The organism is Amycolatopsis minnesotensis (genome assembly GCF_039529815.1).
Lineage (GTDB): Bacteria > Actinomycetota > Actinomycetes > Mycobacteriales > Pseudonocardiaceae > Amycolatopsis > Amycolatopsis minnesotensis.
The window spans coordinates 185592-196871 of record NZ_BAAANN010000016.1; the positions used below are offsets into that span (position 1 = coordinate 185592).

The following is an 11280-nucleotide window of genomic DNA, read 5'->3' on the forward strand; positions in this document are numbered from 1 at the left end:
AATGGACGTGGGCCGGACGCTGCCGGAGCTGCGGATCGAGGTGACACCGACCGTCATCGTCAGCACCGCGGTCGCCACCAGGGACTTCCAGGACGTGCACCACGACCGGGACGCCGCGGTGGCGCGCGGATCGAAGGACATCTTCCTCAACATCCTCACCGACACCGGGTTCGTGCAGCGGTTCGTGAGCGAGTGGGCGGGACCCGAGGCGCTGGTGCGCTCGATCAAGATCCGGCTCGGGGTGCCGTGCTACGCCTACGACACGCTGACCCTGTCCGGGCGGGTGGCCGAGGCCGGCGGAAGGGATCTCGTGATCGCGGTGACCGGGACGAACTCGCTCGGCGAGCATCTCAAGGGGACGGTCGAAGTGACGTTGCCGGAGGTGGTCTCGTGAAGACCGCGATAGCAGGGATCGGCGCGACCGAGTTCTCCAAGGATTCCGGTCGCAGCGAACTGCGGCTGGCCTGCGAATCGGTGCGCGCCGCACTCACCGACGCCGGGCTCCGGCCGTCCGATGTGGATGGTCTGGTGTCGTTCACGATGGACGGCACCAGCGAGATCTCCCTCGCCCGCGAGCTGGGCATGGGGGAGCTGACCTTCTTCAGCCGGATCCACTACGGCGGCGGCGCGGCGGCCGCGACGGTGCAGCAGGCGGCGCTCGCGGTCGCGACCGGGGCGGCCGAGGTCGTGGTGTGCTACCGCGCGTTCAACGAGCGGTCCGGCCAGCGCTTCGGCCAGGTGTCCTCGGCCGCCGCGCAGCAGGTCAATTCGTCCGGTGTGGACAACAGCTTCCACTACCCGATGGGGATCGCGACTCCCGCGGCCACGGTGGCGATGCTGGCGCGGCGCTACCTCCACGAGTACGGCGCGACGAGCGAGGACTTCGGCCGGATCGCCGTGCTCGACCGCAAGCACGCCGCGACGAACCCGAACGCCTGGTTCCACGGCAGGCCGATCACCCTCGCCGAGCACCAGGCGTCGCGATGGGTCGCCGAACCGTTGCACCTGCTGGACTGCTGCCAGGAGAGCGACGGTGGCGTGGCGCTGGTGGTGACGAGCCTCGAACGGGCGCGTGACCTGCCGAACCCGCCCGCCGTGGTGGCCGCGGCGGCGCAGGGCAGCGGGACCGACCAGTACGTGATGACGAGCTACTACCGCGACGACCTCGCCGCCCTGCCGGAAATGGGCGTGGTCGCGCGGCAGCTCTGGGCCGGTGCCGGTATCGGTCCGTCCGATGTGGACGTCGCCGTGCTCTACGACCACTTCACCCCGTACGTGCTGATCCAGCTCGAGGAACTCGGGTTCTGCGGTCGCGGTGAGGCGAAGGACTTCATCGCGGGCGGCACGCTCGAACTCGACGGCGCGCTGCCGCTGAACCCGCACGGCGGCCAGCTCGGCGAGGCCTACATCCACGGTATGAACGGGATCGCCGAGGGGGTGCGGCAGGTGCGGGGCACCGCGGCCAACCAGGTCGACGGCGTGGAGCACGTGCTCGTCACCGCCGGAACCGGAGTGCCGACCAGCGGCCTGGTCCTCGCCGGCACTTCTGGCTGAGTGCTGGCCCGCATGCCCTGAAGGATGCTCCTGTAGAGGTCAAAGCGAGGTGCCCTGAAGGCGCCCTTGAGGGAATCTGATGCCGCGAAGGGCACCTTCAGGGCATCAGCATCACCGTGCCGCCCGCCGCGAGGGGCGAGATCGCGGCGTCAGATTCCCTCAAGGCGCCCTTCACAGCATGCACTGGGACTTCGCCGTTCACGTCTCATTCTCATCCCCGCGCTGGCGCCCCAAAAAAGGGCCTTCATAGGCGTGAATGCCACGGAAGCGGCCTCCACGGACCCGCTCTGCTCCGGGCGCATGCCCCGAAGGGGCCCTTGAGGGAATGTGATGCCGCGAAGGACACCTTCAGGGCATCAGCGCCGCCGTGCCGCCCGCCGCGAGGGGCGAGATCGCGGCGTCAGATTCCCCGAAGGCGCCCTTCACGGACCCAGCCCCCGGGCGGCTCCCCGGGCGGCTCCACGCCCCCGCCACCCACCTCACCGGAATCGACGCGCACACATCATCGCTGTGACCTTCGGCGACTCCGGCGCCGGGACCTCGCCCCCGTGCTCGCTGAAGTGTCCATTGTGGGCGCCAACGGCGCGCGTCCGAAGGGGCGCGATTCCCCTGACGGCCACCATGGCGGCGTCCAGTGCCGTCATGGTGGTGACGCCCCCCGGAACACCGGGCATGAAGGGGCTGGCGGGCGCGGCCGTCGGCTGGCACCGTGGAGCGCACCTCGGGGGAAGCCAGGAGAAAGTGGTGCCGTGCACGGATCGGAGCCGGTGGCGTGGGCGTTGACGCTCGGGTTCGCGCTGCTCGTGCTGCCGTGCGCGCACCGGCTCGCGAAGCTGGACCATCGCGACTCCGCCCGCACCGGTGATCTCGCGGAGCTGCTGATGACCGTCGCCATGGTGGCGATGGTTTCGCCGGTCGGCGGGCCGATCCCGGTCGCGGGCTGGCAGGCGGTGCTCGGCCTCGCCGCGTGCTGGTTCGCGCTCGTCTGGTGGCGCGGCCGCCGCGACGCCGAGGTCCGCGCCTGCCACGGCGGGCACCACGCGGTCACCGCCGCGGTGATGTGCTACATGGTCACGGCCATGCCGCACACCGGACACGGGAGCGGGCCGCCGGGTTCGCTCGCGCTGCCCGCCGTCGCGATCGCGGCCGGTGCCTACTTCGCGGTGGACGCGGCGTGGTCGGCCGTGCGCGCCGTCCACGAGCGGCCGGTTTCGAGGACGGCGTGCCGCGGCCTGATGGGTGCGGGCATGGCCTACCTGCTGTTCGTTTCCCTGTGACTCACCGGTTCGCCGGGAGGTAGCGCGGCCGTCTGCCGGAACCAGGTAGCCCTCCCACCGGTCGCCGCTGGGCACTTCCAGCACGGCGTCGAGTTCGAAGCCGATCGCCGCGAGCCGGAACGGGACCGCGTCGAACACGGCCGCCCCCACCGCGGCGAACCAGGTGTCGAGCGATTCGCGCCAGGTCAGCGACCGGGCGCCGCCACCGGGGCCGAACGGGAAACCGCCGATCCGCCGGTCCGTTCTGGCCAGCGCGCCGAGCGGCAGCGAGAGGTCGAGGCAGTCCGTGCCGTCGTCGTAGCGGGTCGCGTACACCGAGCACACCACCCGCGCCCCGCCGGGAAGCCGGACGGTGCCGCACAGCTGCCCGTGTTCGCCGAGTGCCGCGACGGTGCACGCCACGGCGCGTCCATCGCGGGTCACCGAGCCCTCGATGCGGGCGGCGTGCCGGAGCGCGTCGACGGCGGCTTGGAGGCGATCGTCGTCGGCCTCGCCGAGATCGATCGCCAGCTCGTAGTAGCCACCTGCCCAGTTCTTCTCGTTGTCGAGCACGGCGGCGGCTTCGGTCATGGCGTGGGGCACGGTGCCGATTATGGCGCTCTAAGCTCCGTACCCGTGCATGCTCGACGAACCCAGGCGGCGCAGACGGCCGACGGCCCGGTGCGGAACGGAATCCCGGAGCACGGGCGGATGCCGCGCTACTACGCGGTGAAGGTGGCGCTGCTCGACGTCATCGCCGAACTCGGTGACGACGCGGCACTGCCCGCCGAACGCGAGCTGTGCGAACGGTTCGACGTTTCGCGCGCGACGCTGCGACAGGCCGTCGGCGAGCTGGTGCTCGACGGGCGGCTGCGGCGCCGCCAGGGCAGCGGTACGTTCGTCGCGGGGCCGAAGCTCGTGCAGCCGCTCGCGCTGGTCAGTTACACCGAGGGCCTGCGGCGGCAGGGCATCGAGCCGGGCCGGTCGCTGATCACCCTCGAACGGATCGCCGCGAACGCCGGGCTGGCGAGCGAACTCCAGATCACCACCGGTGACGAGGTCGTGCATCTCGAACGGGTGCTGCTGGCGGATGCCGAACGGGTCGGGCTCGAATCCACCTACCTGGTCGCCGCGCGGTTCCCGACCCTGCTCGACGTGTTCGACCCGGAGGAATCGCTCTACGCGTGCCTGCGCGATCAGCTCGGCGTGGTGTTCGCGGGCGCCGACGAACGGGTGGAAACCGTGCTGGCGAGCCCGCGGGAAGCACTGCTCATCGGCACCAATCCGGCGCTGCCGATGCTGCTGATGCACCGGGTGTCCTGGGACGCCGGAGGGCGGCCGTTCGAACGCGTGCGCTCGTTGTTCCGGGGCGACCGGCTCAGCTTCAGCGCCCGGCTCACGCCCGAGCATTAGATAACAGAACGGTAACTCATCCAGTCCAATATTCGGGGCTGTTTAACCCTCCGTTACCACGACGGCCAGTGTCCGTTCGCTCGGTCGGGCGACCGTTCTCCTCGTGCGAATACTCGTGGTCGGCGGCGGCGTGCTCGGCACGCTGCACGCCTGGGAAGCGGTCCAGCGGGGCCATGAAGTCGTCCAGATCGAACGCGAGACCGAGGCGCGCGGCGCGTCGGTCCGCAACTTCGGCCTGGTCTGGGTCGGCGGGCGGGCGGGCGGCGTGGAACTCGCCACCGCGGTCAGGGCGCGCGGCCTGTGGGAGCGGATCGGCGGGCGGGTGCCGGATCTCGGCTTCCGCGCCAACGGCTCGCTCACCGTGGTGCGCACCGAGGCCGAACTGGCCGTCGCGCGCGAGGTCGCGAACGGTGCCGAGGCCGCGGATCGCGGTTTCAAGCTGCTCGACGCCGCCGAGACCCGTGCGCTGAACCCCGCGCTGCGCGGCGGCTTCCTCGGCGCGCTGTGGTGCGATCGCGACGGCGCCGTCGAGCCGAGGACGGCCCAGCCCGCGCTGCGTGCCGCGCTCGCCGCGACCGGCCGGTACACCTGGCTGCCCGGCCGCGAAGTCCGCGATCTCGTGAGCGGCGGCGTTCGCGACGACCGCGGCGAGCGCCACGGCGCGGACGTCGTGCTGCTGTGCACCGGCGCGTGGCTCGGCGGGCTCGTCCGCGAAGTCGCCGGGGAGATCCCGGTGCGCCGGGTCCGGCTGCAGATGGCGCAGACCGAGCCGCTCGGCGAGCGGCTCACCACCTCCGTCGCCGACGCCGACTCCTTCCGCTACTACCCGGCCTACCGCGGCCCGTCGCTGGACGCGCTCGCCGCAGCGCAGCCGCAGCCGCCGGTCGCCGCCGGAGCCGCCATGCAGCTCCTGATGGTCCAGCGCCTCGACGGCTCGCTGACGATCGGCGACACCCACGAGTACGCGCAGCCGTTCGGCTTCGACGTGACCGAAGATCCGTACCGGCACCTCGACGAGGTCGCGGGCGCGCTGCTCGGCAGGCCGCTGCCGCGGATCACCCGCCGGTGGGCCGGGGTCTACGCACAGGCGACCGATCCTTCGAAGATCGTGCACCGCGCGGAGATCGCCGAGCGCACCTGGCTCATCACCGGTCCCGGCGGGCGCGGCATGACGTGCTCGCCCGCGATCGCCGAAGACACCGCACAGGAAGCAGGATTCTGATGACAGCGAACTTCGAAGTGGCCGTGTTCGACATGGCGGGCACCACCGTCGCCGACGACGGGCTCGTGATCCGCGCGTTCACCGCGGCCATCGCCGCCGCCGGAGTGTCCGAAAAGGACTCCCGTTTCCCGGCGATGCTGGACTACGTAGTGGAAACCATGGGGCAGTCGAAGATCACCGTCTTTCGCGCGCTGCTCGACGGCGACGAAGGGCGCGCCGAGACCGCGAACGCGGAGTTCCAGCGAACCTACGCGAAGCTCGTCGCCGACGGCCAGTGCGAGCCCGTGCCCGGAGCCGAGGACGCCATCCGCGCGCTGCGCGCCCGCGGGGTCAAGGTCGCGCTCACCACGGGGTTCGCTCCCGAGACGCAGCAGGCGATCCTGACCGCGCTCGGCTGGCACGAGCTCGCCGATCTCACGCTCGCGCCAGGCGACGGCGTTCGCGGCAGGCCGATGCCCGATCTCGTGCTCGCCTCGGCGCTGCGCCTCGGTGCCACCGACGTCCGCAAGGTCGCGGTGGCTGGTGACACCGTGTCCGATGTGGTCACCGGGCTCAGCGCGGGCGCTTCCCTCGTGGCCGGGGTGCTCACCGGTGCCGGCCAGCGCGCGGACCTCACCGCGGCCGGTGCCACCCACGTCCTCGGCTCCGTGGCCGAACTTCCCGACCTGCTCGCCTGAAGGAGCGCACACCATGAAGAACACCTTGCGCGCGATCACCGTCGCGCTCACCGGGCTGCTGGGCCTTTCGCTGGCCGCGTGCGGCGGCACCGCGGGCGGCGGCCAGGATGGCAGGACTGTCACGGTGTACACGGTGGACGGTCTCGAAGACTGGTACGCCAAGCGGTTCGAAGAGTTCAAAGCACAGACCGGGATCACCGTGCAAGCGGTCACCGCGGGCTCCGGCGAGGTCGCATCCCGCGTGGAGAAGGAGAAGTCGAACACCAAGGCCGATCTGCTGGTGACGCTGCCCCCGTTCATCCAGCGCGCGGCATCGCAGGGCCTGCTCGCCCCGTCGGCACCGTCCGGAGTGGACAAGGTGCCCGCTGGCGCGCGCGACCCGCAGGGCCGGTACGCCGCGGTCATCACGAACTACCTCGACTTCGTCTACAACCCGAAGCAGGCGACGCCGCCACCGAAGACCTGGGACGACCTGCTCGACCCCCGGTTCAAGGGAAAGATCCAGTACTCGACGCCGGGTGAGGCCGGTGACGGCACCGCGGTGCTGCTCCAGCTCCAGCACGTGCTCGGCGACCAGGGCGCGCTGGACTACCTGAAGCGGCTGGAGGCGAACAACGCCGGCCCGTCCTCCTCCACCGGCAAGCTGCAGCCGAAGGTCGCCAAGGGGGAGATCCTGGTGGCCAACGGTGATCTCCAGATGAACCTCGCCGAGATCGACAAGAGCGGCGGGTTCGACGTGTTCTTCCCCGCCGACGCCACCGGAAAGCGCTCGACCTTCGCACTGCCGTACTACGCGGGCCTGGTCGCGAACGCGCCGCATGCCGACAACGCGAAGAAGCTGCTCGACTTCCTGTTCTCCCCCGAGGTGCAGGGCAAGGCCGTCGAAACCTACGGCATGCCAGCGCGCGGCGACGTGACGCCATCGGGTCCGCGGGCGGAGAAGTTCGCCGCCGCGCTCAAGGGCGTCGACATCTGGCAGCCGGACTGGGACGCGGTGCTCGGCAGGCTGGACGCCGACCTCGCCGCCTACAAGAAGGCCGTCGGCCGGTGACCCCCGCCGTCGAGTTCAGGGGCGTTTCGGTCCATTTCGGACAGACCTGTGCGCTGTCCCCGCTCGACCTGACCGTGGCGCGCGGCGAGACGCTGGCCGTGCTCGGCCCGTCCGGCTCCGGGAAGTCGACCGCGCTGAAGGCGCTCGCCGGGTTCGTCCGGCCCAGCGCGGGCCGGGTGCTGCTCGGCGGCGAGGACGTCACCGACCTGCCGCCGCACCGGCGCGGGCTCGGGGTGGTCGTGCAGAGCTACGCGCTGTTCCCGCACCTGCGGGTCGACGGCAATGTCGCGTTCGGACTCAAGTCGCGGAAGGCGCCCAGGGCCGAGGTGACCTCCCGCGTCGCGGAGGTGCTCGACATGGTCGGCATGGGAGCCTACGCGAAGCGGTACCCGCGTGAGCTTTCCGGCGGCCAGCAGCAGCGGGTGGCGATCGCGCGGGCGCTCGCGATCCGGCCGGAGGTCCTGCTGCTCGACGAGCCGCTGTCCGCTCTGGACGCCGCGCTGCGCGAGGACATGGTCGCCGAACTGCTGCGGCTTCGCGCCGAACTGCCGGACACCACACTGGTCTACGTCACGCACGACCAGGGCGAGGCGCTCGCGCTCGCGGACCGGATCGCGGTCATGCGCGACTCCCGGCTGGTCGAGGCCGGGCCGTGCGAGCGGCTGTACCACCGACCGTCGGAGGAGTTCACGGCCAGCTTCCTCGGCGCGTCGAACCTGATCCCGGTCGAGGTGATCGGCGCCGACGGGCCGAAGCGGGTGACCGTCCGGCTCGGTGACCGCGAACTGAGCGCCGAGCCGACCGGCGCGCTCGCCGACGGCGCCAAGGTCGCACTCGGCGTCCGCCCGCACCGGGTCGGCGTCCGCGCCGCGTCCGGCGGCGGCACGGTGCCCGCGCGGCTGACCGGTGTGCAGTGGCGGGGGAGCGGTTTCCGGCTCGACCTGGAACTGACCGTCGACGGCATGCCGCCGAGCGCGGTGCGCGCGGAGGTGCCGACCGTCGACGGGCTGCCCGGTGTCGGCGAGCCGGTCGGAGTGTCCATTCCGGACGGATGCCCGCTGGTGGCGGTACGGGCATGAGCGACGCTTGCGAGCGAATCGAGGGTGTCATGCGCCAAAAGGAATCAGACACTGTCTCGCGGAGCGAGGCCAACGCATGAGCGACGCTTGCGAGCGAATCGAGGGTGTCATGCGCCAAAAGGAATCAGACACTGTCTCGCGGAGCGAGGCCAACGCATGACCGGTCTCGCGCTGAGCGTGGCCGCACCGCCGCGTGCGCGGAATCCCCGGCGCGCCCGCGCGGCGCTGCCGTGGCTGCTGCCGCCGCTCGTCGTGCTGCTCGGCTTCTTCTGCTACCCGCTCGCGCTGGTGATCCGGCAGTCGTTCGTCTCCGACGACGGCGAGATCGGGTTTTCGGTGTGGAGCCAGGTTCTTTCCTCGCCCGAGTTCCTCGACGCCGCGTGGCGGACGGTCGCGATCGCGCTCGGCGCCACCGTCGGCTGCGTCCTGCTGGGTACGTTCCTCGCACTGGTGATCGCGTTCGTCCCGTTCCCCGGCGCGCGGGCGCTTTCCCGCCTTGTCGACACCGTGCTGGCGTTCCCGTCGTTCCTGATCGCGCTCGCGTTCACGTTCCTCTACGGCAGCGCCGGCCTGGTCGGCGGCGGGTTCCTGTACTCGCACTGGGGTGTGCTGCTCGCCGAGATCACGTTCTACACGCCGTTCGTCATGCGGCCGGCGCTGGCCGCGTTCGGGCAGGTCTCACCCGATCAGCTCGCCGTCGCCGCGAGTCTCGGCGCGCGCCCGTGGCGGGTGCTGCGCCAGGTGGTTTTCCCGGAAGCGCTGCCGTCGCTGGCCTCGGGCGCCTGCCTGACGATGCTGCTCGCGATGAACGAGTTCGGGATCGTGCTGTTCATCGGCGCGAAGGACGTGATCACGTTGCCGATGCTGGTCTACACCAAGGGGATCGTGACCTTCGACTACCCGGCCGCGTGCGCGATCGCGGTGGTCAACGTGCTGCTGTCGCTCGCGTTGTACGGGACCTACCGGTGGGCGGTCGCCAAAGCGGTGAAGGGAGGCGGCCGTGCTGTTGTGGACGCGGCGTAGCAAGGTTCTGCTGTGGACGGTGTTCGCGGTCCTGTTCGCGGGCATCGTGCTGGCGCCGCTGGTGATGATCGTGCTCGCGTCGCTGGCGGACGGGTGGAGCGGCGTGCTGCCGGATTCGCTCACGGTGGCGCACTACGCGGAAGGTCTGTCCGGCGAGACGTTCGCGAGTCTTTCGGTGAGCGTGCAGACCGGCGTGATCGCGTCGGCGGCCGCGCTGGTGCTCGGCACCTGGGCCGCGCTCGCCGCCGAATCCGCGCCACGTGGCGTCCGCCGGTTCGCCGACACGGTGTTCCACCTGCCGATCGCGGTGCCGTCGGTGGTACTGGGACTCGCGTTGCTGGTCGCGTTCAGCAAACCGCCACTGCTGCTCAACGGAACCCGCTGGATCGTCCTGGTAGGACACCTGATGATCCTGCTGCCGTTCTCCTACAGCACGGTGTCCGCCGCGGTGTCCAGAATGGACCCTTCGCTGGCGCAGGCGGCGGCGAGCCTCGGCGCGGGCCCGGCACGGGTGCTGTTCCGCGTGCGGCTCCCGGTGCTGCTGCCGTCGATGTCGGCGTCGGCGAGCCTGGCGCTGGCGATGTCGATGGGTGAGCTCGGCGCGACGATGATGCTGTTCCCGCCGGACTGGCGGACCCTGCCCGCGAGCGTGTTCGCGCTGACCGACCGGGGACAGGTGTTCCTCGCCTCGGCGAGCACCGTGCTGTTGTTGCTGGTGACGCTGCTGGGGGTGCTCGCGCTCGGCCTGGTGCGGGGGCGCGCGGCACATCGGTGAAGATCGGCGTGCAACCCGATCGCGGGCCCGCTCCGTCTTCACGGGCATGAGGTACACAGCGAAGTTGGCCGGTGCGGGACTCGTCCTGATCGCGGGGGCGGCCTGCGCCAGCCCGGAAGCAGCCAGCCCACCGCCCGCCTCGGGTCCCGTAGCCAGCCAGCCTGGTACGACGATCCCCGAACAACCGCCGGTGCAGAAGCCGTCGCCGAAACCGGGTGCGCAGCCGCCGCCCTCCAAGGTAGGCAAGCCGGTGCCGCCGCAGCAGCTCGACGCGAACGCGCTGCCCGCGGGGTTCCCGCGCGACGTCGCCGTCGGCCCGGACGGCAAGACCGTGATCGTCCGCGCCGAGGAAGGCGGCTGCGGGCACGCCACCGTCGAACCCAAGGAGCAGACCCCGCAGCGCGTGGTGCTGAACCTGGTGGAGACCACGGCGCAGACGCACAAGATGTGCACCATGGACATCCGCTACCCGGTGGTCAGCACCCAGCTGGCCGACCAGCTCGGCGACCGCAAGCTGGTGCTGACGAGCGAGCACCGGAAGCAGTAGCTACTCTCCAGTAATGAGCAAGCGCCAGATCTCGATCACCAGAACGATCGCGACCACGCCGGAGAAGATCTTCGAACTGCTGGCCGATCCGGCCCAGCACCCGCTGATCGACGGCTCCGGCACGGTGCGGGCCGCCCGCGACGGCGGCCCGCACCGTCTCGCGCTGGGTGCGAAGTTCGGCATGGACATGAAAATGGGCGCGCCGTACAAGATCCAGAACACCGTCGTCGAGTTCGAAGAGAACCGCCTCATCGCCTGGCGCCACTTCAACGGCCACCGCTGGCGCTGGGCGCTCGAACCCTCGGGCGACGGCGGCACCGAGGTGACCGAGACCTTCGACTGGTCCACCGCCCGCTTCCCGTTCCTGATCGACATCAGCTTCTTCCCGAAGAAGAACAAGCAGGGCATCGAACGGTCGCTGGAGCGGCTGGACCGGATGTTCCCCGCCTGACGCGGATGATTCCGTGAAGTTGGTGTCAGTGGTCGTCGGCGATGGCGGGCTGCTGGCGGCGGGTTGCTCATGTGGCGGGCTGCTGGCGGCGCGGTCGAATGCCCCTGAAGGCCACCTTGACGGCGCTCAGTGCCCTGAAGGATGCTCCTATAGAGGCCGAGGTGAGGTCCGCTGCGCATGCCCTGAAGGTGCCCTTGAGGGAATCTGACGCCGCGAAGGTCACCTTCAGGGC

12 protein-coding genes are annotated in these 11280 nt (G+C 70.9%); all 12 read left to right on the top strand.

Translation table 11 applies throughout. From position 1 onward, the window contains the following. Position 1 precedes the first annotated feature (1 nt). Positions 2-394 carry a MaoC family dehydratase gene (locus ABD256_RS21500; RefSeq protein WP_344421507.1) on the top strand — a complete coding sequence of 131 codons (393 nt, stop codon included), beginning with the start codon at positions 2-4 and terminating at the stop codon, positions 392-394. After that, positions 391-1554 carry a lipid-transfer protein gene (locus ABD256_RS21505; protein WP_344421510.1) on the top strand — a complete coding sequence of 388 codons (1164 nt, stop codon included), beginning with the start codon at positions 391-393 and terminating at the stop codon, positions 1552-1554. The genes ABD256_RS21500 and ABD256_RS21505 overlap by 4 nt, the downstream gene beginning before the upstream one ends. Positions 1555-2303: 749 nt before the next feature. Continuing rightward, positions 2304-2831, top strand: a complete 528-nt coding sequence (locus ABD256_RS21510) for a DUF5134 domain-containing protein (protein WP_344421513.1) — start codon at positions 2304-2306, stop codon at positions 2829-2831. A gap of 690 nt (positions 2832-3521) precedes the next feature. After that, positions 3522-4223, top strand: a complete 702-nt coding sequence (locus tag ABD256_RS21515; RefSeq protein ID WP_344421564.1) for a GntR family transcriptional regulator — start codon at positions 3522-3524, stop codon at positions 4221-4223. A 103-nt stretch (positions 4224-4326) separates the two neighbouring features. Continuing rightward, complete coding sequence (locus tag ABD256_RS21520; protein WP_344421516.1) at positions 4327-5445, top strand: TIGR03364 family FAD-dependent oxidoreductase; 1119 nt, start codon at positions 4327-4329, stop codon at positions 5443-5445. After that, positions 5445-6122, top strand: coding sequence for a phosphonatase-like hydrolase (locus ABD256_RS21525; protein ID WP_344421519.1), 678 nt, complete (start codon positions 5445-5447; stop codon positions 6120-6122). The genes ABD256_RS21520 and ABD256_RS21525 overlap by 1 nt, the downstream gene beginning before the upstream one ends. A gap of 13 nt (positions 6123-6135) precedes the next feature. Continuing rightward, positions 6136-7173: a 2-aminoethylphosphonate ABC transporter substrate-binding protein gene (locus ABD256_RS21530; RefSeq protein ID WP_344421522.1), complete on the top strand. Its 1038-nt coding sequence runs from the start codon at positions 6136-6138 to the stop codon at positions 7171-7173. Then, positions 7170-8252 (top strand): ABC transporter ATP-binding protein, encoded by a 1083-nt coding sequence (locus tag ABD256_RS21535; protein WP_344421525.1) that lies wholly within the window; start codon positions 7170-7172, stop codon positions 8250-8252. Before ABD256_RS21530 ends, ABD256_RS21535 begins: the two co-directional genes overlap by 4 nt. 156 nt (positions 8253-8408) lie before the next feature. Beyond that, positions 8409-9275, top strand: coding sequence for a 2-aminoethylphosphonate ABC transporter permease subunit (locus ABD256_RS21540; RefSeq protein WP_344421528.1), 867 nt, complete (start codon positions 8409-8411; stop codon positions 9273-9275). Continuing rightward, a complete protein-coding gene (locus ABD256_RS21545) occupies positions 9253-10050 on the top strand; it encodes an ABC transporter permease (RefSeq protein WP_344421531.1) in 798 nt (265 codons plus the stop codon). Before ABD256_RS21540 ends, ABD256_RS21545 begins: the two co-directional genes overlap by 23 nt. A 46-nt stretch (positions 10051-10096) precedes the next feature. Then, entirely contained in the window at positions 10097-10597 is a 501-nt protein-coding gene (locus ABD256_RS21550; RefSeq protein WP_344421534.1) for a hypothetical protein, read from the top strand. Between the two features lie 13 nt (positions 10598-10610). Continuing rightward, a complete protein-coding gene (locus tag ABD256_RS21555; RefSeq protein ID WP_344421537.1) occupies positions 10611-11048 on the top strand; it encodes an SRPBCC family protein in 438 nt (145 codons plus the stop codon). Positions 11049-11280: the final 232 nt, after the last annotated feature.

What these genes read in the sequence shown, in the direction of transcription:
- ABD256_RS21525 (WP_344421519.1), top strand. Translation starts at nt 5,445, where the DNA reads ATGACAGCGAACTTCGAAGTGGCCGTGTTCGACATGGCGGGCACCACC.
- ABD256_RS21555 (WP_344421537.1), top strand. Translation starts at nt 10,611, where the DNA reads ATGAGCAAGCGCCAGATCTCGATCACCAGAACGATCGCGACCACGCCG.
- ABD256_RS21530 (WP_344421522.1), top strand. Translation starts at nt 6,136, where the DNA reads ATGAAGAACACCTTGCGCGCGATCACCGTCGCGCTCACCGGGCTGCTG.
- ABD256_RS21515 (WP_344421564.1), top strand. Translation starts at nt 3,522, where the DNA reads ATGCCGCGCTACTACGCGGTGAAGGTGGCGCTGCTCGACGTCATCGCC.
- ABD256_RS21500 (WP_344421507.1), top strand. Translation starts at nt 2, where the DNA reads ATGGACGTGGGCCGGACGCTGCCGGAGCTGCGGATCGAGGTGACACCG.
- ABD256_RS21550 (WP_344421534.1), top strand. Translation starts at nt 10,097, where the DNA reads ATGAGGTACACAGCGAAGTTGGCCGGTGCGGGACTCGTCCTGATCGCG.
- ABD256_RS21540 (WP_344421528.1), top strand. Translation starts at nt 8,409, where the DNA reads ATGACCGGTCTCGCGCTGAGCGTGGCCGCACCGCCGCGTGCGCGGAAT.